The 22,962-nt window shown below is 60.8% G+C and carries 17 protein-coding genes and 4 pseudogenes; 17 read left to right on the top strand and 4 right to left on the bottom strand.

The genetic code is table 11. The features are described from left to right. From H8B02_RS13615 to H8B02_RS13535, 17 genes and pseudogenes are all read left to right on the top strand, one after another. Positions 1-195, top strand: a 195-nt coding sequence (locus H8B02_RS13615; protein WP_229166708.1) for a TrbG/VirB9 family P-type conjugative transfer protein, incomplete at its 5' end; no start/stop codon positions are given. Next, positions 192-1,403: a TraB/TrbI/VirB10 family type IV secretion system protein gene (locus H8B02_RS13610; protein WP_229166707.1), complete on the top strand. Its 1,212-nt coding sequence runs from the start codon at positions 192-194 to the stop codon at positions 1,401-1,403. The genes H8B02_RS13615 and H8B02_RS13610, both read left to right, overlap by 4 nt. 4 nt (positions 1,404-1,407) lie before the next feature. Then, on the top strand, positions 1,408-1,650 hold the full coding sequence (locus H8B02_RS13605; RefSeq protein WP_229166706.1) for a DUF2274 domain-containing protein: 243 nt from the start codon (positions 1,408-1,410) through the stop codon (positions 1,648-1,650). A gap of 385 nt (positions 1,651-2,035) precedes the next feature. After that, positions 2,036-2,671 carry a NodA family N-acyltransferase gene (locus tag H8B02_RS13600; RefSeq protein ID WP_274617383.1) on the top strand — a complete coding sequence of 212 codons (636 nt, stop codon included), beginning with the start codon at positions 2,036-2,038 and terminating at the stop codon, positions 2,669-2,671. Then, a complete protein-coding gene (gene nodB, locus H8B02_RS13595; protein ID WP_130582779.1) occupies positions 2,668-3,342 on the top strand; it encodes a chitooligosaccharide deacetylase NodB in 675 nt (224 codons plus the stop codon). The genes H8B02_RS13600 and nodB overlap by 4 nt, the downstream gene beginning before the upstream one ends. Further along, positions 3,339-4,670, top strand: a complete 1,332-nt coding sequence (gene nodC, locus H8B02_RS13590; protein ID WP_229166705.1) for a chitooligosaccharide synthase NodC — start codon at positions 3,339-3,341, stop codon at positions 4,668-4,670. The genes nodB and nodC overlap by 4 nt, the downstream gene beginning before the upstream one ends. Before the next feature lie 49 nt (positions 4,671-4,719). Beyond that, positions 4,720-5,365 (top strand): annotated as a pseudogene (gene nodS, locus H8B02_RS13585) (nodulation methyltransferase NodS). Continuing rightward, a pseudogene (nodU, locus tag H8B02_RS13580) lies at positions 5,347-7,066 on the top strand (nodulation protein NodU). The pseudogenes nodS and nodU overlap by 19 nt, the downstream one beginning before the upstream one ends. Next, complete coding sequence (nodI, locus tag H8B02_RS13575) at positions 7,054-7,968, top strand: nodulation factor ABC transporter ATP-binding protein NodI (RefSeq protein WP_229166704.1); 915 nt, start codon at positions 7,054-7,056, stop codon at positions 7,966-7,968. The pseudogene nodU and the gene nodI overlap by 13 nt, the downstream one beginning before the upstream one ends. Before the next feature lie 3 nt (positions 7,969-7,971). Continuing rightward, entirely contained in the window at positions 7,972-8,760 is a 789-nt protein-coding gene (locus H8B02_RS13570) for a nodulation factor ABC transporter permease subunit NodJ (RefSeq protein ID WP_229166703.1), read from the top strand. A gap of 35 nt (positions 8,761-8,795) precedes the next feature. Continuing rightward, positions 8,796-9,848: pseudogene (locus H8B02_RS13565) on the top strand (NADP(H)-dependent aldo-keto reductase). A 291-nt stretch (positions 9,849-10,139) separates the two neighbouring features. Then, positions 10,140-10,880: a sulfotransferase gene (locus H8B02_RS13560; RefSeq protein WP_229166702.1), complete on the top strand. Its 741-nt coding sequence runs from the start codon at positions 10,140-10,142 to the stop codon at positions 10,878-10,880. Positions 10,881-11,128: 248 nt separating this feature from the next. Next, positions 11,129-11,593, top strand: a pseudogene (gene tnpA / locus H8B02_RS13555) (IS200/IS605 family transposase). Positions 11,594-11,610: 17 nt separating this feature from the next. Beyond that, the gene (locus tag H8B02_RS13550; protein ID WP_229166701.1) at positions 11,611-12,399 is read left to right on the top strand and encodes a VCBS domain-containing protein; all 789 of its coding nucleotides are present in this window, start codon (positions 11,611-11,613) and stop codon (positions 12,397-12,399) included. A gap of 90 nt (positions 12,400-12,489) precedes the next feature. Further along, entirely contained in the window at positions 12,490-13,467 is a 978-nt protein-coding gene (locus H8B02_RS48500; RefSeq protein WP_312000882.1) for a DUF5801 repeats-in-toxin domain-containing protein, read from the top strand. After that, the gene (locus H8B02_RS13540; protein WP_229166699.1) at positions 13,424-13,759 is read left to right on the top strand and encodes a hypothetical protein; all 336 of its coding nucleotides are present in this window, start codon (positions 13,424-13,426) and stop codon (positions 13,757-13,759) included. Before H8B02_RS48500 ends, H8B02_RS13540 begins: the two co-directional genes overlap by 44 nt. A gap of 19 nt (positions 13,760-13,778) precedes the next feature. Then, the gene (locus H8B02_RS13535; protein WP_229166698.1) at positions 13,779-14,681 is read left to right on the top strand and encodes a hypothetical protein; all 903 of its coding nucleotides are present in this window, start codon (positions 13,779-13,781) and stop codon (positions 14,679-14,681) included. Here H8B02_RS13535 and H8B02_RS13530 read toward each other — a convergent pair. The 4 genes from H8B02_RS13530 to H8B02_RS13515 are packed head-to-tail and all read right to left on the bottom strand — an operon-like array spanning position 14,652 to position 22,877. Further along, a complete protein-coding gene (locus H8B02_RS13530) occupies positions 14,652-15,911 on the bottom strand; it encodes a TIGR02679 family protein (RefSeq protein ID WP_229166697.1) in 1,260 nt (419 codons plus the stop codon). The two genes, H8B02_RS13535 and H8B02_RS13530, sit on opposite strands and share 30 nt — an antisense overlap. Then, on the bottom strand, positions 15,908-20,062 hold the full coding sequence (locus H8B02_RS13525) for a TIGR02680 family protein (protein WP_233286931.1): 4,155 nt from the start codon (positions 20,060-20,062) through the stop codon (positions 15,908-15,910). Before H8B02_RS13525 ends, H8B02_RS13530 begins: the two co-directional genes overlap by 4 nt. 5 nt (positions 20,063-20,067) lie before the next feature. Continuing rightward, entirely contained in the window at positions 20,068-21,360 is a 1,293-nt protein-coding gene (locus tag H8B02_RS13520) for a TIGR02678 family protein (protein WP_229166695.1), read from the bottom strand. After that, the gene (locus tag H8B02_RS13515; protein WP_229166694.1) at positions 21,357-22,877 is read right to left on the bottom strand and encodes a TIGR02677 family protein; all 1,521 of its coding nucleotides are present in this window, start codon (positions 22,875-22,877) and stop codon (positions 21,357-21,359) included. Before H8B02_RS13515 ends, H8B02_RS13520 begins: the two co-directional genes overlap by 4 nt. Positions 22,878-22,962 lie beyond the last annotated feature (85 nt).

Below are 22,962 nucleotides of genomic sequence, written 5' to 3'. Positions count from 1 at the left end.
AAAGGCATCGTGCAGGGCGAGATGCCTCCGCTCTTCGTCATCGGTCCAGACGGCAAGACCGAGCTCGTCAACTATCGCGCTTACGGCAACGTGTTGATCGTCGATCGGCTGTTTGCTGCCGCCGAACTGCGGCTTGGCGGCGAGCACCAGCAGAGGGTCAGGATTGTCAGGACCGACGGGAGGCCGTCGTCATGAGCACTCGGAATGCAAACGATCACGAGCAAGCAGTTCCGCCGGAGACACAAGGGGAGCAGTCCGAGAGCTTCCGCTTGAGAGCGGAGCATCCGCGCGTGACGCGGTTGTCGCGGAAAGTCCTGGCTGGAGGCAGCGCCGTTGCATTGCTCGTCATCGGTGGAACTGTATTGTGGTCGCTGCAGAACAATCGTTCCCGAAACTCGACGGCCGACGAGCTTTACAGTACCGATCATCACAATGTTGCCGACGGAATTACGACGCTGCCGAAGGACTATGCTGGCGTTCCGCGCCAGCCAATCCCGCAGCTCGGTCCGCCGCTCCCCGGGGACCTCGGTCGACCGATCCTTGCCGCTCAAGGCCAGTCGCCGACGATCGGCGCTGACCCGGACCAGCAGCGTCGGGATCAAGAGACCGAGGCAGCCCGCATCAGTCATCTGTTCGCTTCGACCAATGGACGAGAGTTGCGTCCGCCCGCTGCTGCGGCTGTTGGAAGCGACCGCGTCGTGCCACCGAACGCAATGAGCCCCGTCGACGATGGATCTGCGCAAAACGGTCAGGACCGCAAGCTTGCCTTCGTGAATGCTTCTGTGGATCGGCGCACGGTAAGCCCTGACCGCGTCACCAAGCCCGCTTCACCCTACATCGTGCTGGCCGGGACGGTAATTCCAGGGGCCTTGATCACCGGGATCCGATCGGACCTGCCAGGCCAGATTACCGCGCAAGTAACCGAGAATGTCTTTGACACGCCGACCGGTCGCTATCTGCTTGTACCTCAGGGATCGCGTCTGATCGGGATCTACGATAGCCAGGTCACTTTCGGCCAGTCCCGCGTCTTGCTCGTCTGGACCCGGCTGATCGTGCCGAATGGACGATCCATTGTTCTCGAGCGGCAGCCTGGCGCTGACACTGTCGGCTACGCAGGCCTCGAAGACCAAGTCGACAATCACTGGGGTGAGCTATTCAAGGCTGCGGCACTATCGACGCTTCTAGCTGTTGGGACGGAACTAGGCGCGGGCTCCGACACAAATAGCAACGACAGCGCGATCATCCAAGCATTGCGACACGGCGCCTCCGACTCACTGAATCAAACCGGACAGCAGGTCGTTCGCCGCAGTTTCAGCATCCAGCCTACTCTGACCGTGCGACCTGGTTTCCCGGTTCGTGTTCTTGTCAATCGTGACCTCATACTTACGCCGTATAGAGGGTGACAACATGCCAAAGCTCAAAATAGGAGAGCTTCCAGACGACAAGCCGGTCAAAGTGAGTACGGAGCTGCCGGCGGCCGTGCATCGCGATCTCATTGCATATGCAGAAGCCCTTACGCGTCAAGGTGGTCAAGTGGTCGAACCGACTAAGCTCATCGCCCCCATGTTGGCGCGCTTTATGGCCACGGATCGAGGATTTTCTAAATTGAAACGTGAAGGCCACGTACCGGTCGCTGACGAAGGACAGTGATGCTCAAGGCTTCTCGAAGCTGGCGGTCAACGCTAAATAGTACGATGCATCAACCTAGGCGCTGTCGGGTTTGGCCCGAGAGCTAAGATATCGTGTCGAAAAGTGTGTTCCTGCGTCTGCTCCGAAATAACTCCGATTACGAGGCTTTCTCTGTTTTCAGATGCGACAGCGCTGGGCGTCGGTGGGCATTTATTCGTCACCTTCAGGCGCGTTACACTGCTCCGGCCATCGACGCTGATAGGCACGTCACCCTCGATCGTCGCCCGACGCTGCGGGCGCTGCGAGCCAGCGTTTCCCATTCCCTGGTGAAGCCGTTCATCGGTAGCGAACTGCTCGCGTGCGTCAAGTCCACACTCGAATGCCGGTCGGCGCAAAGGAGGCACCCATGAATATTGCCGTATCCAGCTCTACGGGGGGTCTCTCAATGCGCTCTCAGGTGCGGTGGAAGCTGTGCTGGGAAAACGAGTTGCAACTCGCCGACCATGTCGAACTCGCCGAGTTCTTTCGAAAGACGTATGGGCCGACTGGGGCGTTTAATGGAAAGCCATTCGAAGGCAGTCGAAGTTGGGCCGGCGCGAGGCCTGAGCTCCGTGTAATCGGCTACGACTCGCGCGATGTAGCGGCTCATATGGGCTTACTGCGCCGTTTCATCAAGGTTGGCGCGGTCGATGTACTAGTGGCCGACCTAGGTTTGTACGCGGTACGTCGAGATTTTGAGGGACTCGGAGTCACCTATCACGGTGCAGTGCACGTCCTGCGTCCAACCCTGCAGGAGCTTGGTGTTCCCTTCGGCTTCGGCGCGGTTCGGCCTGTGCTGCAGAAGCATGTTGAAAGGGGCGCCCGGCAGGGTTTGGCAACCGTTTTGTCGGGGGTTCGCGTGCGGTCGACCCTTCCAGATGTGCGTCTCGACAAGCCGCCCACACGCACCGAGGACGTACTCATCGTGATTATACCAATTGGACGGTCGATGAGCGAGTGGCCGACCGGCACGATGATTGATCGGAACGGGCCGGAGCTGTGACACACCTCGACTGCTCTTGCGAAGCGCGCGGCGAATACGCTGACCGCACCGAAAGTCGCGGCGTCTATCTGACGTTTGACGACGGTCCTAATCCACTTTGCACGCCGAATGTCCTCGATGTGCTGGCGGAACACCGAGTGCCAGCGACTTTCTTCGTCATTGGCGCGTACGCGGCGGACCAGCCGAAACTAATCAGACGAATGGTCGCAGAAGGGCACGAGGTCGCAAACCACACAATGACTCATCCGGACTTGTCCAGATGCGAACTCGCCGAAGTGCAACAAGAAATACTAACGGCGAGCAGAGTCATCAGGATGGCATGCCCCCAGGCCTCGCCGCGGCACATGCGTGCACCCTATGGCATGTGGACCGAAGAGGTGCTCGCTACGTCAGCGAGGGCTGGGCTGGCTGCCCTGCACTGGTCGGTAGACCCGCGAGACTGGTCTCGTCCCGGCGTTGACGCGATTGTCAACGCGGTGATGGCCTCTATCCGGCCGGGAGCAATTGTGCTCTTGCACGATGGATGTCCACCCAGCGAGTTGGGACGGGGCACTCATGCTGGTCTGCGCGATCAGACCGTCTTGGCGCTTTCCAACCTGATTCCAGCATTGCATGTCCGCGGATTTTCAATCCGCTCGCTTCCTCAACCTCACCAAACCGGCACCCTATGAACCTGCTTACCACAACCAGCACTGTCGCTATCTCGGTCTATGCGCTTCTCTCGACTGTCCATAGAAGCGTGCAGGTGCTTTATGCTCTGCCGACAAACGTTTCATCGCCGTCGGGCGACGTGGTCAACTCCGACGCTCTACCAAGCGTGGATGTCATCGTCCTCTGCTTCAACGAGGACCCGCGTACGCTCTCGGCGTGTCTGAAGTCCATTGCAAGCCAAGACTACGCCGGAAAGCTGCGGGTCTATGTGGTTGATGACGGTTCTGGAAATCTCGACGCTGTGGCACCCGTTCACGACGCCTACTCTGACGACCCGAGGTTCGGCTTCATTCTGCTGCGAAAGAATGTCGGAAAGCGGAAGGCACAGATCGCTGTGATACGCCGCTCATCTGGAGATCTCGTGCTCAACGTCGACTCGGACACGATAATAGCTGCCGATGTGGTCACGAAGCTTGCACGGAAGATGCAGGATCCAGCGATCGGGGCGGCCATGGGGCAGTTGACGGCGAGCAACCGAAGCGACACTTGGCTGACCCGGTTGATTGATATGGAGTACTGGTTGGCTTGCAACGAAGAGCGCGCGGCACAAGCTCGCTTCGGCGCCGTTATGTGCTGCTGCGGCCCATGTGCGATGTACCGTCGTTCCGCGCTCCTGTTGCTACTAGATCAGTACGAGACGCAATTCTTTCGGGGAAAGCCAAGCGACTTCGGTGAGGATCGCCATCTCACGATCCTCATGTTGAAAGCAGGGTTTCAAACGGAGTACGCTCCCGACGCCGTCGCGGCAACAGTTGTTCCGGACAGGCTAGGGCCGTATCTGCGCCAACAACTCCGTTGGGCACGGAGCACTTTCCGGGATACGTTCCTTGCGCTGCGCCTGTTGTCTGAACTTGATCGCTATCTCACGCTAGATGTAGTCGGACAGAATCTCGGCCCGCTACTTCTCGCCCTGTCATCGCTAACGGCGCTCGCGCAGCTCGCACTCACAGCCACAGTGCCGTGGTGGGCAGGACTGATTATCGCATCAATGACCGTGGTTCGCTGCAGCGTCGCAGAGTTTCGTGCTCGCGAACTTCGATTTCTCGGCTTTTCTCTGCGCACACTCATCAACATCTTTCTCTTACTCCCCGTGAAAGCCTATGCATTGTGTACATTGAGCAATAGCGATTGGCTGTCGCGCCAGGCTGCCAAGCTACCAAACGGGGGGAAAGCAGGTCGTCATCCGAAATCCGGTCGCTGGACCAAATGTTACAGAAGGTCCGGGAATTGGTGGGTCAATCCGAAGGAGGGATCTTTCGTGTGCTTCTTCGACGTTGGTAACGTCTGACAGCGCTTGCAGCGGCGAGTGATCGTGCAGTTACATAGGTGAATAGCTCGTGAGCCTGGATAAGAAATACCAACTGTTAGAGCGGGAACTGGCTGCCGACGATCCGTGGCGCCTCGACGGAAATCCGTTTGAGCGGGAGCGTCACACGCAAATGCCGCGGCTTTCGCTTTCCAGAGGGTCTATCACAAATGCCCTCGAAGTGGGGTGCGCAGCCGGCGCATTCACGGAAAAGCTGGCGCCGCACTGCAAGCGGCTCAGAGCGCTCGATGTCGTGCCGCGAGCGATTGGTCGAGCGTGCCAACGGACGAAGAGATGGTCGCACATCACGTGGATAGTCTGCGACGTTCAGCAGTTCTCGACCGGAGAGCTGTTCGATTTGATCGTCGTGGCGGCAGTTCTCGATCACCTGGCTGACACGGCCGAGATACGCGCCTAGTGCGGATGCTTGCGCCAGAAGGGCCGCTGGTTTTCGGATCCGCGCGCGATGCCACGTGTCGGCGCTGGGTCACCATGCTGGTGCCGAGACGGTCATCAGCATGTTGAACGAAACGCTGATCGAGGTCGAGCGGCTGCAGTGCCATGACGAGTCGGTCAACGAAGACTGCTTGCTCGCCTGCTTCCGAAATCCGATTCGATCTCGAGTCAATCGAATCGCCGACGTTGACATGGAGGCACAATGCGCATCTGCGGTATAAAGCTGACGCATGACGGGGCGATCGCTCTTGTCGAGGACGGACGGTTGCGTCGAGCAGGAGAAGCGGGGCAACAATCTGCGATATCAAGCCATCGACAATCTCGACGCAGTTGTCGCCGCTTTAGCGGAGCACGGTCTGGATCCGCGGGATGTCGATCGGTTTGTCATCGATGGTTGGGACGGGGAAGTCGAATCCCAATCCGAGGCCCTCAGTGGGGCGGCAGCGATCACTCTTAAAGGGGCGCCGTATGTTGAACGCTATGCCGAGGGCCTTCTCACTTCGCACGACGGCTTTGGGCTCATGCTCGAGGGCAGGCTCTTCCCTTATAGAAGCTATCCGCATGTCACAGGCCATGTGGCCTCCGCATACTGCACCAGCCCCTTTGCCAAAGCCGGACAACCAGCCTTCTGCTTGGTATGGGACGGCTGCATCTTTCCACGTCTCTACTATGTAGATCGTCGGGGCGCCCGGTTCCTCGAATGCCTGTTCCCGATGATAGGCCATGCATATGGTGCCGCTGGCTCTCACTTCGGACCTTATAGGCAGGCGAACCGGACCGGCTGGGACCTAGGTGTTGCCGACAAGCTGATGGCTTACACCGCGCTCGGGTGTGCTGATGAAGCCATGATGGCGGTATTTCAGGAGCTCTACGAGGAGCGCTTTGCGGCCGACACGGAGCAGGCTCGCCGTTACCGAGCGGGCATAAACAGCGCGGAGTCGTCACTTGCGGCTATGCACGACTTCTTCGAGCGGAGCGCGCTGCGATTGAAGGCTAAGGCACCCGAAGATGTACTTGCATCTTTTCATTGTTTTCTCGAGCGTCTCCTTGTTCAGGAAGTGACAGTCGCTTTGCAGCGGCATTCGGGTTTTCCGGGATCGCGCAACTTGTGTATAGCCGGTGGCTGCGGTCTCGACATAAAATGGAACAGTGCACTACGTGCTAATGGCCTGTGCGATGCTGTCTGGGTGCCGCCCTTTCCGAATGACAGCGGCTCGGCAATCGGCGCGGCTTGTGCCGCAATGGCGGCGGACATAGGCTTCGTGCCGGAATGGTCGGTCTACAGTGGCCCTGCCCTGGCACGCACCGATGTGCCGTCTGAGTGGGAGGCTGCGCCGTGTAGTATGCATGAACTTGCTGCCATCCTGGCGAGCAATAAGCCCGTGATTTTCCTCGCCGGCCGCGCTGAGCTCGGACCACGAGCGTTGGGCGGCAGAAGCATTCTCGCAGCCGCGACATCGGCGGGAATGAAGGATCATCTTAACGACATCAAACGTCGCGAACACTTCCGGCCAGTGGCGCCGATATGCCTGGAAGATCGCGCGCCGGAAATTTTCAGCCCTGGAACGCCGGATCCTTACATGCTGTTCGATCACCAGTCGCGAGCGGAATGGCGGGACAAAATCCCCGCCGTTGTACATCTCGACGGGTCTGCCCGGTTGCAGACCGTTCCTAGAAACTCTGAGCACAAAGTCGCTGAGCTTCTCGTCGAATATGAAAAACTCACGGGCATTCCGCCGCTTTGCAATACAAGTGCCAACCACCATGGGCGTGGGTTTTTTCCGGATGCCGCCGCAGCCTGCCAGTGGGGACGCGTTGAACACGTATGGTGCGACGGCCTGCTGTTGACCAAGCCGCTTGCAGCTGAGCTATCGCCGGGCGACGGCATCCCTCACGCCAAGATGAGCGCATGTCCGCGATAGCGATCGGCCTTACCGGCGTAACAAAGTCATATGGCGACAAGGTCGTTGTCGACCGGCTGTCGTTCACCGTTGCGTCGGGAGAGTGCTTCGGCTTGCTGGGACCGAATGGCGTAGGCAAGAGCACGATTGCGCGCATGGTTCTCGGCATGGCGTCAGCTGACGCGGGCAACATCACCGTGCTCGGGGAACCAGTGCCGGGACGCGCTCGCTTGGCTCGCATGCGCATAGGCGTGGTCCCGCAATTCGACAATCTTGATCTTGAGTTCACAGTCCGGGAGAACCTGCTGGTGTTCGGGCGCTATTTCGGCATGAGCGCGCACCAAATCGAAGCGGTCACGCCGTCACTGCTCGAGTTCGCTCGCCTCGAGAACAAGACGAATGCGCGCGTCGCCGAACTCTCTGGCGGCATGAAGCGGCGCCTGACGATAGCGCGTGCGCTCATCAATGACCCTCAGCTCCTCGTCATGGACGAGCCGACAACCGGCCTCGATCCGCACGCGCGCCACCTGATCTGGGAACGGTTGCGCTCGCTGTTGGCGCGCGGCAAGACGATTCTTCTGACCACCCACTTCATGGAAGAAGCCGAGCGGTTGTGCGACCGGCTGTGCGTACTCGAGCAAGGGCGCAAGATCGCTGAAGGCCGGCCTCACATCCTAATCGACGAGCAGATCGGCTGCCAAGTGATCGAGATCTACGGTGGCAATCCGCATGAGTTCGGTGCGCTGATCAGGCCGTACGCGCAGCGTATCGACGTGAGCGGTGAGACGCTCTTTTGCTATGCGCCAGATCCGGAGCGGGTGCGCGGGCAGCCGCGCGGGCACACGGGTCTACGCTTTCTGCAGCGTCCACCGAATCTTGAGGATGTCTTTTTGCTGCTGACTGGTCGGGAGATGAAGGACTGAACCATGTGGGGACGTTATGCGGCGGCTCTGCCCGCCAATGCGTGGAACTGGATCGCGGTATGGCGACGCAACTATCTGGCGTGGCGGAAAGTCGCGCTGGCATCGGTTCTCGGGAACGCCGCCGAGCCCATGAGCTCTCTATTCGGCCTCGGCTTGGGCCTCGGAGCAATGCTAGGTCGCGTTGACGGCACCTCATATGTCGCGTTTCTGGCGGCTGGCATGGTCGCGACAAGCGCGATGATTTCCGCCACCTTCGAAACCATTCATGCGGCTTTCGCTCGCATGCATCATCAGCGCACCTGGGAAGCAGTCCTGTGCACGCAGCTCACGCTCGGCGACATCCTTCTCGGTGAAGCGGCGTGGGCAGCCAGCAAGGCCTTTCTGGCCGGGACGGCAATTACGATTGTTGCCGCCATCCTGGGCTACGCAGCGTGGCCATCCATCCTCTATGCGCTGCCAGCTATCGCCCTTACCGGTCTCACCTTCGCGAGCCTGGCGATGGTCGTCGCAGCGCTTTCACCAAGTTACGACTATTTCGTGTTTCACCAGACGCTCGTCCTCACACCCATGCTGTTCCTGTCCGGCGCGGTCTTCCCGGTTACCCAACTGCCCGACGCCTTTCAGCAGGTGGGGCGCTTCTTGCCGCTGGCACATTCGATCGATCTCATTCGTCCGGCGATGCTTGGCCGCCCGGCCGGCAGCGTCGGCCTGCATATCGGTATAATTTGCATGTACGCAGTATTGCCGTTCTTCCTGTCGGCGGCACTGTTTCGTCGACGCCTGATGCGTTGACGCTACTCACGACCACTACGAGAAGGAGATATGCGATGCAGTATCGTGAACTGGGCCGCAGCGGCCTGAAGGTGAGCGCACTCGGCTTGGGCACTATGAGTTGGGGGGAGCAGAACGAGGAAGCCGAGGCACACGCGCAACTGGACGCAGCCCTAGATGCCGGCATAAACTTGGTCGACACTGCCGAAATGTACCCTGTGCGACCCCGTGCGGAGACACATGGATTTGCGGAGCGCTATATCGGCAGTTGGCTACGCAAGACCCGGCGCAGGCAAGACGTCGTGCTTGCGACCAAAGCCGTCGGCCCTGTTCGAGCAGGCAAGGCAAACTTGCCCTATGTGCGCGACGGCCGCGTCAGCTACACACGCGCCAATCTGTTCGAGGCCGTGGACACCAGCCTGCAAAGGCTCCACACGGACTATATCGACCTCTACCAACTGCACTGGCCCGACCGCAGCACCAACGTCTTTCAGTTAGTCGACTACCAGTACGAACTCGACGAGGACACGGTCCCGATCCTGGAGACGCTGGAGGCGTTGGACGCACTCGTCAGAAGCGGTCGTGTTCGTCACATCGGGCTCTGCAACGAAACACCTTGGGGCCTTGCGCGCTTCCTGCATCACGCAGAAGTACATGGTTTAGCCCGCGTGATGAGCATTCAGAATCCGTACAATCTGCTTAACCTCGACTTCGAGAACGGCCTCGCCGAGATGGCTCAGCGCGAACGGGTAGGGCTTCTAGCGTATTCGCCGCTCGCGATGGGCACACTGACCGGTAAGTACCTGGGTGGGTAGCGACCAGGCGGTTCGCGGCTGAACTTATTAGGGAGATTCTTCCGCTACAGCAATGAGAGGGCCCAGCATGCGGCCCTCGCATATACAACGCTGTTTCGGGAATATAACATTGATCCAGCGCACGGCGCGTTGTCATTCGTCAGCAGCCGGCCATTCGTTGCAAGCACCCTCGTAGGCGCGACCTCCGAGCTGCAGCTAAAGCAGAACATCGCCAGTGTGGAAGTCAGCCTGTCACGCGAGGTCCTCGATGGAATCCAGTCAATCTATCAGCGTTATGGAACGCCGTCCCCATGATTCGGGTATTGGCCTCCTGGTACAAATCACGTCGCCGATCGGGTCCCGTGAGCCGTATTGTGAGAACCAGGACAAAGAGCCGAGCGGGTTGAAACCGGACACTCACGCCGGCCTGCGCGACCAGACGGGTCATGGTGCTGTCCCGCTTGATTGCAGCGTTGCATGAGCGCGGATTTAGTCCCCGCCGCTTCTCAACATCATTGAACGAGTCGGCGGAGAGATGACAGCGTGGATTCTTGTGCGGGGCGCCACCCCAAGCCTCGCGATCAATATTAGTTGGAGCCACATGCAATGACGTACCCCGCACTGTCACCTGAGCCCTTTGTAATTCTTGCGATGCCAAGGACTGGCACGCACTATCTGGAAGCATTGCTAAACGAGCATCCGAACGTGTTCAGTAACGGTGAGTTGCTCAATCCATATGATACGAAGTGGCCCGATAAGGATCGCCTGCTACATAGCGATCGCGAGCTCCTAGAACTTGCCTACCTGCGCTATCCCCCGCGGAGGGACAAGGTGACGCACGTTGGCTGCAAGATCAACGAACCTCAGTTTCACGATCGTCCGGGCTTTTTTGCCGAGCTGGCCGGTTGGCCAGGCCTGAAGGTCATCCTCGTGGTTCGCAGAAACACATTGGAATCGCTACGATCGCTGGTGCAGGCAAGGCAAACCCGCCAATGGCTGAAATTCAGCTCTGACAACGCGGCTCCGCCGCCGTGCGTCAGATTGTCAATCGCCGACTGCGAGGCCTACTTCAAGACTGCCGACAATTTCCACGCTCGGGTCGCGCACTCCTTCGCGCTGACCAACATGCTTGTGATTGAGTACGAGAGTCTTCTTCGCGAACCCGCCGCTTGCTTGGCAACGATTTGGGAGTTCTTCGGGGTTCCAGCGCTTCAGCTTTCTGGTCGCGCCATTCTTCAGCGCCAGGAAACGCGACCGCTGGACCAGACGGTACAGAATTTTCATGAGTTGCGGCTTCACTTCGCAGACGGACCTTACGCTAGATTGTTTGAGGTCGGTAACTTCTGACTGACTTTCGCGGCGGCGAGCGACAGTGCACCTCACTCAGGTGGAACCTCACTCAGGTGGAACGGTCCTGAGTCAGGCCAGTAGAGTGTCCCTATCACGACGAATGGAGCGCGACATGCTGTGTCTAGTCTGACCAAACCTGCTAAGCCCCCGCCTATGGCGGGGCGAAAACCGGCAGTTCTACAGCTGCGGGAATGAAGTCATGGAGTCTCCTTGGGGAACCGCCAAGAACCCTCAAGGAGACCATGATGGAAGCAGAGTACAATCATCTTAATCACGCGACTTGGGAGTGCAAGCACCACGTCGTGTTTACGCCGAAGTACCGCAAGAAGCTGCTGTTCGGGAAGATCAAGCGGCATCTGGGCCAGGTATTTCACAATCTGGCACGACGGAAGGGGTGCCGGATCGAGTAGGGGCACCTGATGCCGGATCATGTCCACATGCTGATATCGATACCTCCGAAATATTCGGTGGCGCAGATCATCGGGTATATGAAGGGGAAGAGTTCGATCTGGATCGCGCAGAACGTCGAACGGAAGATGCGAAATTTCCTGGGCCACAAATTCTGGGCACGCGGATATTTTGTCATGACCGTCGGCCGTGATGAGGAAATGATCCGAGCCTACATCAAGAATCAGGAAATGGCCGACCAGCAACTGGATCAGTTTGAGCTAAAGATTTCAGCTGCCCCAAAATCCAAGCAATCGTCCTAACATCCCTTAAAACCGCCTTGGCGGTTCCCAATCAAACCTCCAGCTTTGCTGGAGGTTATTGGCTTAAGCCGCCTCAACCGCCGATCCTGAACGCCGGGCTGGGGCCGATCGAAGCCGATACGGCAGTATTCGACACCTTCAAGTCGACGACCGGGACGTTCACGGCCAGCACTTCCAACGTCGGAACGCTGACATTCGGCATCGGCGGAGGGACCGCCGGCAGCACGGTCCTCAACGGACTTGCATATGATGAGTCGGAAACCGGCTCCTTTGGCACGCTCTATCTCAATAGCGAGTCGGGGGCTTACACATTCGTCCCGAACAACGTTGCGATAAATGCGCTCAAGATCCCCACGACCGAGAGCTTCGTCATTACGGTCTCGGACGGCACGCTCTCGGCAAGTCGAACCTTCACGATCATCATCAATGGCGTCGAGGACGCCGCCATCATTTCCGGCACCACCGCCGGTTCGGTGATCGAGGCCGGTGCCGCCGTCAACGCCACGCCCGGCCTGCAGACCGCGACCGGCACGCTCACTGATACCGACCCCGACGATCCGACCAACACGTTCACGGCAGTCAGCTCGCCGACGAAAAGCGCCGGCGGCTACGGCACCTTCACCATGACGACTGACGGCGTGTGGACTTACATGCTCGACGAGGCCAACAGCGCAGTGCAGGCTCTCAAGGTCGGCGACACGTTGACCGACACATTCACGGTGACCAGCATCGACGGCACACCAGAGGAGGTGACGATCATCATCCGCGGCCCGATGGTTGGCGTGACGGGAACAGCCCGTCGCTGACGCTGAGCGAGACGCATCTGACGGCGACGGCGCTTGACGACAACATCGCCGGCTCGGCGCCGGACGTGACGTTGACGACAATGTCAGGCGATTTCTCGACGGGCGTTCATCTCGGTCCAGGGAGTGGACGGAGCGACAATCAGTTACGCATTGTCGATCACCGGCGGCAACGGCGCCGCGTCGGGTCTGATCGACTCGCATACCGGCGTCGCCGACGTGCTGGTCCAGAGCGGCAACACCATCGAAGGTCATGTCGGCACTATCGACGGCGCGCTGGCGTTCACTATCAACGTTGACCCGGCGACCGGGGTCGCGACCTTCACCGAGTACCGCGCTGTGACGCAACCTTTCGGCACCAACCCGGACGGCGGGGAAGGTGTGTCGTTGCCCGCCGGGATTGTGAACCTAAGTGCAACGATCACTGACAGGAACGGCAGTTTCCAGACGGTGAGGCGCGATCTCGGCAACCAGCTGACCGTCACCGACGACGGCCCGACGATCGTGGCGTTGGCGACGGCACCGTCGCTGACGCTGAGCGAGACGCATCTGACGGCGACGGCACTCGACGACCACATCGCCGGCTCGGCGCCGGACGCGACGCTGGCGACGACGTCAAGCAACTTCTCGACGGCGTTCACCGCGGTTCAGGGGGCGGACGGCTCGACGATCCGCTATGCGCTGTCGATCGCCGGCGGCAGCGGCGCGGCGTCGGGTCTGATCGACTCGCACACCGGCGAGGCTGACGTGCTGGTTTTGAATGACAACACTATCGAAGGTCATGTGGGTACCGCCGGCGGCACGCTCGCGTTCACGATCCAGCTTGATCCGACGACGGGGCTCGTGACCTTCACCGAGTACTGGGCGGTGCTGCAGCCGTTCGGCACCAACCCGGACGGCGGCGAAGCTGTGTCGCTGACCGCCGGGATTGTGAACCTGACGGCGACGATCACCGACAAGGACGGAGACTTCCAGACGGCGGCCCTCGACCTTGGCAGCCGGGCTGACCATCACCGACGACGGTCCGATGATTGGAGGCTTCGACACCGCAACTATTCTCGCCCAGGATAATCAAGTCGCCAACGGCACCTACCATGTGAATTTCGGCGCCGATGGCGATGCCGCGATGCTCGTAGCCGTCCACGATGGCGCGGTGAATGGTTACAATCTCGCGACAACGGATCTGGGCGGCGGCATCACGTCGGTGCACGTGACCGGGAATGGTGACGACACCTTCTACTACACGACCCAAGCGGTGAATGGCGGCGTGGAACTAGAACGCGTTCTTCGCCGATACAGGCGGGACTCTAAGCGATCCGTTCTTTACACTGCGGATCAACCCCGACGGAACTTACACGTTTGACATCGAGGGCGTCGGTTTCTTGCAGCAGACGACAGTCACCGGCTCCGATTTCGGAGCATCCGGCGGCGGTCAACTGTCACTCACCGCTCCGGACGGTCTATTCGTCATCACCGGCGACTTCAACGGTGCACCTGCTGACATCAAAGCGTCGAGCAATGGCATCGCGGTCGGTGACACCGGACTGCAGATGGATCAGAACGAGACCTTGCTTCTGACCTTCAGGCCCGAGCAAACGGACGTCAGTTTCATTCTGACGCAGTGGCAAGGAAACGGCACCGCAGACGTCGTATTCAAGGTCTTTAATGGTGCCACCGAGATCCATGACTTCAACATCAACATCCCAAAGCCATTGGGTGACGCCCGCATCGTTGTAGAAAAGACTTCAAATCTCGCGCTGATAAACACCTCCACCTTCGATAGTGCAACTTCGACCGATACGCTCTTCGTTGGGTCGGAATACAACCAGATCGGGGTGTCGTACGATCACGCCGTAACCGGCAACACCACGTTTACCGTCAACAACATCACTTACAGCGAGGGAACGAGGATCCCCAGCACCGACCTGCTGTTCGACGTGACAGCAGTCGACCGTGACAATGATGCGTCAACGACCAGCCTACAAGTTGACCTTCTGGGCAGCACGAATGTTGCGAGTGGCCTCGCCTTGAGTGCTACCCCACCGCCAGTGACCACCAACATCAGTGGCACCAACGATGCGGCCATCGTTTCCGGGGCCACGACCGGCGCCGTGATCGAGGCCGGCGGCGTCGCCAATGCAACGCCCGTCACACCGATCGTATCGGGCACGCTGACCGACCTTGTTGCATCAATGAATGAACTGGCGGTCCCGAGAGCTGCGGAGTCTTCTGGATCTGTCACTGGCGCTGGGAGGTTAGTAGTCGCCCAAGTCGACGAGCAATGAGGCCGCCAGGCCTTCTTCGGCGATAGAGACTCGATGATGTCGCATAGCCTTCGTCAACGCCGGATCCCAGGCAGCGTCGACCACCTTCCCCGTGAGGGGGGCTGGGATGGCTGAGGCCGCCCGGAGGGCAAGCTCGTAATCCTCCGCGAGGAAACGCCACGGTTGCGCGCCGTGTTCCCGCATGACGTGGTTGCCAATGTGCAGTCCCGGCCAGTCGAAATCGCCATGATATTGAAGTCGCGCGCCGGCGGACGCGAGTTGAGAGAGTAGGCATCGCTGCGCGGCGGCCGGCATGCCATCGGTGCAGACCATCGGAGCGCAATTGGCACCCCAGCGGTCGGCAGCGATCGAAAGCAGGTTTGCATTCTCGCAAACGTATACTTCGCGTCCGGCGACGTTCCATCTGGGCGATGAACGCAGCAAAACGCGCAGCGACGCGTACGCCGGCTCTCCCGGCGGCCTTCCGTAGCTTTCCGTTTCGCTCGTGGGGAGATTCAGAAAGAGGGCAGGGCGTGCCAGTTCGTTGACGAGAACCCCTACCTTCGCCCAGATGTCGCGATCCCGTTCTCCGTCTTGTCTCTCCTCGTCCGGGCTCTCCTCCACAGAGTCATCGTAGGTTCGCGGGATGGCCTGGCGGCAGACCGCCATCACGATGGTGGCTGTTGCCCGTCCGCTATCCAGCGCATGGGCATCGCCCAACACCTCGGCAGCCAGTTGCGAGCGCGTGATGCCGTTCGCCGGCAGACGTTGCAGGACCGCTTCAGCACGGCGACATAATTGGCTCGCTGCCGAAGGCTCTCGTTTGGCGAGGCGTTTGAGCAGGCCCAAGCCTGCCGGATTCTCGAGCAATCCGACGAGTCCGGGGTGATTGCAGCCCCTGATCACATCCGACCAAAGGGTTTGCGATTGAAATCGCTCGCTAGCGAGGTTGGCAATCGGGCCGTCAAGCCGCTCAAGCGCGTCGCGCAGCGAGAAGGCGATGCCAGAATTCCGGAAGGCGGCGTCGACCTGGCGAACATCGATCCGCAGCGAACTCGCGTAGTGCTGCGGACGACCCAGCAGCGAAGCCAGCGCAGCGTGCTCCGGCGCCGTCAAGTCGCCGATGCGAAAACTCTCGACCACGCCATTCAGCGGCACGCGTTCGAAGCGCCGACGCAGGCGCTTGCGCAGGGAGGCGAGATGGTTGCCGCCGAGCAGGCGTCGAAGACGTTCTTCGGTCCCATCGGTCATGCCGGCGCAAACCTGCGGTCGGGATCGGCTTCCCGTACTCTTGCCTTTCCGTCCCAGGTCCAGCGCGAAACGAACACTGCATCGATGCCCTCCTGCCGCTGCAACTGGCAGATCGATACGCCAGGCAGTTCAGCGTAGCAGGCCCACTCTCGTTCGCTCGTAATGACGAAATCCAGATCGAACTCCCGGATGAGGCCCATACAATGAGCGCGTGCGGTATCGTCAATGCCGGCAAAGGCTTCGTCGAGCAAAATCAACCTCGGTGCCAGCGCGTAGCTGCCCTGGCTGTAGAAGCTGGCGACAGCGGCAAACAATGGCACGGTGAGGCCGAGGGCTCGCTCCCCGCTGGAGGCCGGGCCGGAAAGTTTTCGCCATTGACCGTCTTGCCAGCGCTCGACGCGGAATCTGTGCCAGCGTCGATAGTCGAGCGCGCGCGAAAGCTGGTCGATCAGGCTGCCGCCATCCACTTCGGCGAGCTCGCGCTCGGCTGCGATGCGCTGCTGCAACATCGCGCCGACAACCCGACGGTCCTCGGACGACCACAGGTCCGCGTTGGTATTGAGGAGACGTTTACGCGCAGCCTCCAGGCCGACGGGGGCGCCTTCTTCTTCCGACAGAGGCGGCCACAATAGACGAAAGCGTACGCCCGTGGATGTTGGCCGACTGTACAGTTCTTTGTTGATCGCATCGCGCTGCGCCTCCGCTGTCTGCAGCAGACGCTGGATTTCGGAGGCGATCTCGGCCTGAAGATGATTTTCCAGCACAGCGCGCTCATTGGCGTTCAACAGCTCGGTACGCTGGTCGATCTCTGCCGCAAGCCGCGTCGCGAGGCGGTCCGGGCGTTCGGACCGGTTCTGGTAGATGACGTTTACGATGAGGCCCCAGTCGCTCTGTTCGGCAAGCACCTGATGGCCGAGCGCGCTGAGGGAACGTTGCAGTTCGGTAAAGTCTTCGCCGATCTGCCGCTGGACGCGCGTCCACGCCTCGTCGTCGTCCTTTACGCCGGACAGGGCCTGTTCGGCGCGGCGGGCCAGCGTCAGCGCCGGATCTATCGTCCAGGGGCTGCTAGCGTCCGGTACCTCCAGGTCTGTCAATGCGGCCGACAGCAGACCTGCCAAGGTGAATTGCCGGAACTTCGAAACGGCTTGTGCACGCGCTTCGCTGCCGCGCTCAAACGCCACATTAGCGGTCGCGGACTGCTCGTGGGCGACGGCACGGGCTTCGCCGGCCTTTTGCAAGGCCGTCCCTGCCTTCTTCCATTCGGTCTCGTACCCGTCGACGCCGGCACGCGCCTCGCTGAGCATCTGCTGCAGTTCCTCGACTCTTGCACCTACCGCTTCGCGCAATACAACAAGCCGCGATGATGCTTCTTCCGCCTCGATCCGAGCCGTATCGCGTTGCTCTTGATGCCTCTTCACGTCGTCAAGCAGTTCAGCTTCGCGGGCGCGTTGCCTATGTAGGTCTGCGAGCGCCAGGCGCAGCTCATGGATGGTTTGCGTGAGCCGGATCTGCGCGTCCTGATAGTTGTTCAGCGCCGCTTCGATCGCAGGCAGGGCGGCAGGTGATATTGGCAAACGCAAATCGCTAGCGTCAGCGGCAAGCCGTTCACGCGCTCTCCGCAGATTTTCTTCCGCCTCCCGGTATTGAGCGTCTGCCTCGCCCAACCGGTCGCGGGCAAGTTGTGCCTCGCGGGCGGCAGCGACGCCGGCGATGTGGGCTTCTCGAAGGACATCATCGGCCGGAGCCAGGCGCCATTCAGCGTCTGTCTCGTGCTGATCGTTGGTGAGTTGCTCGGTCTCCGCCTGCAGGGCCGCGAGTTCATGGCCGACTGACACTAGTCTCTCGGCAATTTCGGCCAGCCGTCGCTCACGGGCCGCTGCGCGAGCAGCGTATCCGATGTAGACCGCCGCAGGTTTGTCCCAGGCACCTGCCAGACTGCCAAGGCGGAATCGGCCGTCCGGAGCCACCCACGCTTCACTATCGACAAGATCGTCGTCGCTGCAGGCGATCGTTGCCAGCACCCGCTCGATGACATCAACTGATACGGTGCTGTGGTCCGGCAGGGCCGCCTGCAGCCAATTGGCAAGTGACGTCGGATGCGGTCCTCGCTCCAAGACCTGCGTATCGTGCAGCATGGAGCCGCCATCTCTGGTTTGCAGCCGGCCATCGGGCGAAACCCATGCATCCAGAAGGCCGGCAGCTTCCAGCGCAGCTTCGAGGCCGGCCCGCTGCGGACTGGTTACCGCGTCACGAAAGTCCACCAATTGCCAGAGTGGCGCGCCGGTACGGGCAGCCCTCGCATCGGAGCTTCGCGTGTAAGGTGCGGGGGGCATCGTGTCGATACCGGCTTCGAGACAGCTACGCTCGTCTCCGAGGGTCTCGCGCTCAGCCTCCAGCACCTGGCGTTTGCCGTCGAGTGTGGCGCGACGTTGTGCAAGCCGCCAATTGGTTTGCAACTGGGCTGCCTGCAGCAAAAGGCGCGCCGGGTTATCTCCATCCAGGGCCGCGACCCAGTCGCCCAAGGCCGCCAACGCCGCAAGACAATCGTCGGAACCAACTTGCAGTTGTTTCACGCTAGCGAAGTATCGCTCCCAGGTCTCGATGAGATCGATGCCCTTGCGTTCAACGTCGGCATCGGCCAGCTCACGTCGGTGCACTGCGGTTTCGACCGCATCCTGTCTATCATTACGTGTACGCAGGCGCTGTGCGTGCTCGGTCTCGATGGACGCCATGTCGGCGTGGCGCTGGCGGAGCAGCGCGATCTGTTCGCGTCGTCTGGTGACCAATTCTTGCAGCGCGGTCGATGCACCGTCGAACGTCTTTTGCGTCAGCTCGACCAGTGCATTGGTCGTGAGCGTTGACAGCGGGTTCTCCGCATGGAGGCTGGCGATACCCGCCGCCTCGGCATGGGTCATGCCGTCATGACGCAATCCAGTCATCCTGTGTTCGGCCGCGAGCGCGCGTTGATTGGCGAGTTCCGTATCCTTCGCGCTGCGCTCCGATCGTTTGGTTGACTCCTCGAGGGTTGAAGCTGCTCCCTGCGCTGCGCGTCCACGCACCTCGGCTTCCTTCACGGCCAATTCGAGGCGGTTGGCATCTTCCATCGTCGGGCTGCTACGTAGCGTTTCGAGGCGGGCGCGTTCGCTGGCCAGGGCGACCTCCGTCTCATGATGTGCGGTCTGGGCTTTCGCCTCATCGCTGCTTGCGTTCTCAAGCCGGACTTGAGCCTCGCTGCGCGCTCGGCTGGCGCTGTCGAATTCAGTCTGGGCCTGACGCAGCGCGCGCGCTTGCCGGCGGCTCTGCGTTCCGGCGTAAATGCGATAGCGTTGGTCGAATTGCACAACGGCCTTGGTCAATGCCTGGTATTCTTCAAGCTGACGGCGGTCCTCCTCGAGTTGGCCGAGCGCTTCGGCCACATCGCCGAGCAACTCCGGCGCAAGTGGCGGCAAGGCCTCCGTCAGTGCGTTCGAGAGCGCAGTTTCATCCGGCTTCCTGGAAAGTTGCGGCTGCCGCAACTGGATAAGGGTGTCCATCAATGCATCGTAACGCTTGGCGCCGAGGTGAAACAGACGTTCGTCGACCGCGCGACGATAGCTGGTCGCGGTGTCGAAGACCTGGCCATGGCTATGGAGAGCGTCGCGAAGGCGTTCCCTGGTCAATACGACGCGCTGGTCGCTCATCAACCAGAGGTCCTGATTGATGCGCGGCGCCTGCTCTGCTTCCTCGATCAGGAAGAACCAGCTTTCCACCTGCGGACGGGCGGCGACCGCGGAAAGTCCGACCCCGAGCGACAGATATCGCGGCGTACCGTCGTCGGCGAGGCGGCCGAATTCGATCCACGCATAGCCATTGCGACGATCGTGGCTGTTCATCAGGAGATTCCAGGCCATTCTCTTGCCGCTGTCCCCGTCGGGTTCGATGCGCGATGGCTTGACCTGCGCGTCGAGCAGGAAGGGCAGGGTCAACGACAGCACCTTCGACTTGCCGGTGCCGTTATTGCCGCGCAAGAGCAGATGGCCGTCGCGGAACCAGAATTCTTCACTGTCGTAATGAAACAGCTCCACGACACCGAGCCGTAAGGGTTGCCAGCGCGGTTGCGCTGGAACTGGTAGATTCGGCCTCTCGTGCGGTGGCGAAAGCAAGGCCGACATCGTCTTCATCTGGAAAAGAGATCATCGGAGACGGGGATTGGCATGTCCGGTGTTTCCTGGCGGATTTCGGCCTCGCCGAGCGCGAAACGCGCGAGCGCCGGAAGCGGCAGGATGGAGTCTGCGCTCCTGACAATTAGCTGGAGCTTCTCAAGACGCCCTATGGCAATCTTCGCGAGCTCACGTTCGGCGCCTGGTTCGCGTGCCGATTTCCGCCAATAGCGGCCATATCGGCTCTTGGCGTCACGCAGGAAGTCGACGATATCGTGCTCGCGCTTGACGAAGGGCTGCCTTCGACCAGCGGTATCGGTTTGCTGCCGGTAGTCCGTGGCGAGATATTCTGCAGCCAGCAATGTCACATGCGCATCGGTGCCTTCGGCAGGCATTGCGACATCCGTTAGCGTGCCTGTTTCATCGACAAGGGCCAGCCCCTCGGCTCGCTGCTCTGCGACCAAACCTGTCGCGTCGCACAGACGGGCGGCCATCGCCCCGCGTTGGTTTATGAAATAGGAACGGGCGTCCGGGTTCAAGTCTTCAAGGTAAACCGCCGGATCGTCGAGGAGGCGACGCGCGATCCGGTGTCTCAACGCCGTGCGCTGACCCTCGTCGCTGTCCGCGACGTGCTCATCGAGCAGAGTGTGCAACCGCTGGTCCAGTGTGTTGGGCGCCTCTTCTGCGGGCCAGGTCGACGGGCCCCGCACGGCCGCCAGTAGGCCGGCGAGCGCCGGCCGATGCACATCGTAGAGCGCATCCGCCTGATCGCCTCCACCCTGCACGAAAGCATCTTCGTCACCGGCAACACGTTGCAGCACGCCCAGGCTCAACAAGGTACGGCACACCGCCACCAGTTCGCGTCGCTCGTGATGGGAGCCGAGCGTGAAGGTGAAACCGAGTGACGTCAGTCCCGGTTCGGCGGAAAAACCGAGTAATCTTTCTCCCAGAATGCGAAGGGTGACTTGGGGGTCGGCGCGTTCGAGCACCGCGCAGGCAAGGCAGAGCAGCACATACTTGCGGCGATCATAGTCGGGCAGGCCCCGGGTGGAGTTGTTGAGATCGGCGGGCCGCTTGTAAAGGCGCGCGCCCTCCCGTCCGATCTGTAACGGCCATCCGGTTTCGCGGGTAAACCACTCTTGCAGGGCGTTTGCCTGGCGGCGCACTGCAATGAAGTCTTCATGCATCGGGCTCATCAACGGCGTCATCAACAAGGCGCGAAGGGCGCTACGAAATTCTTCGCGCTGGAACTGGCGCTGCTGCTGGCCGATGCTGCGGCTGTCCCTGGGTCTCTGACGACTTGTCTTCATTGCGCGTCTTGTGTCGATGTGATTGTGATCACGTGGTCGCGCCCGCCGAACGTGCCCCGCGGCGTATTGATTTCGGCATAACTGTCCGGAGGAAGCGGCTTCAGATGAATGTGCAACAGACCGTCACCTGTCGGCCGTTCTGCTACGGATTCTGGACCAGCTTGCTCGGACAGAGCTTCGCCAAGCAATCCCAAGAACAGGCTGAAGGCGTGTGCGTCGAGCTCGCCCAGGCTGGAAAGATGTGTGGGCAGCCCGGTCGCCAGGCGCTTGCGAGCTGCCTCGACCTGCTGAGATTCTTGTGCGAGTTCGCGCGCCAGGCGCGCGCGGGCCTCCGTACGGTCCCGTACGCGCGGCAGAGGCCCTCTTGGAGCGGCTTCGCCGTATTCACGCAAGCGGGGGTGAATCACCAAGGGCGGGGCATCGGCCCAGCGGGTGGTGGCCGGCAGGTCAAGCCCCGCATCGATGTCGAGCGAGAAATGCCGCGCGGGATTTAGCGCAAAGGCGGCGCGGGCAAGCCGATGGGCCTCGTTGTCGTCGGCGCAGGCGGCAAACCAGCCGGCCAGAACGCGGAAGTCGGCTGAGCGATCGCTGCGGCCGCTCCGCCGTTCATTGAGTGCAGCGATGGCCGCCAGAAGCTGCGGAATGGCCGATCGTGCCCGCGCTCGCAACAGCTCGGCTTGCGATGGTTCGTGGCTGGAGCGGAAGAACCAGCCACGCAGCCCCCTCCAGCGCTCGCGCCATGCGCCCCGGTAACGGGTTTGCGCGTCGATCTGATCCTGGATTTCGCCCGGAGCGGCGTCGCGCCCTTCGCGCGCGGCGACCTGTTGCAGCATCGCATCGATCCTGGGCTCCAGAGCATCGATCAAGCCGGCGATAGTGTCGGACCGACGCACCAGATCGCCGATGAAGCGCTCCAGATAATCGATGAGTTGTCGCTTGTAGTTCAGCACTGCACCGGCTTGGGCCTGCTGCAGCTCAATGCTGCGTGCAACGCCGGCCATGAACGCCTGTGCATTCTCGGCAAGGCCTTCGAAAACGCGGACGAGATCCCGAAGCGTTTCATGGACCTTGGCCGCATCCGGCTCGGTCTCGGCAGCCAGCGCCCGCAGGGCTTCGAGCCGGCTTGCGATGTCTTCGAGGGCTACGCTTTGCAGTTCGGCGCGGCGCTCCAGGGTCTGCACGAAAAGCGCCAGTGCCGATTCTACGGCTTCACCGCCCTGCGAGAGCCGATAGAGATAGCGAGCACGGTAGAAATCACTGAGACTGGACACCCGCGCAGTGTCAGGATGCGACTCCAGATTGCCCCAAGCGGTGAGCTGGGTCAGCGCGGCATTGACTTCTTCAATCTCAGGGAGCTTGGCTGGCCATCGAGCTTCGGCAAGCACTTCGTCCGGTCTTAGCTGCAGCCGGTACTGCCGCTTGGCTGCGGCGAAAACGTCCATGATGCAGCGATAAAGGTAGGCCTTTTCGGCGCTGACGTGCCTGAAAAGTTCGGCCGAATCGCTTACTGCTTGCATGGGCAATCTTCTCGATATTCCGACGGAGATCCGCAACTTGCGCGATAGGCTAGTCTATTTTCCCACCCGCTGCAGCGTGCAGTGC

The organism is Bradyrhizobium altum (genome assembly GCF_020889705.1).
In the GTDB taxonomy this organism is placed as follows: domain Bacteria; phylum Pseudomonadota; class Alphaproteobacteria; order Rhizobiales; family Xanthobacteraceae; genus Bradyrhizobium; species Bradyrhizobium altum.
This window is presented reverse-complemented; position numbering and strand designations above follow the sequence as displayed.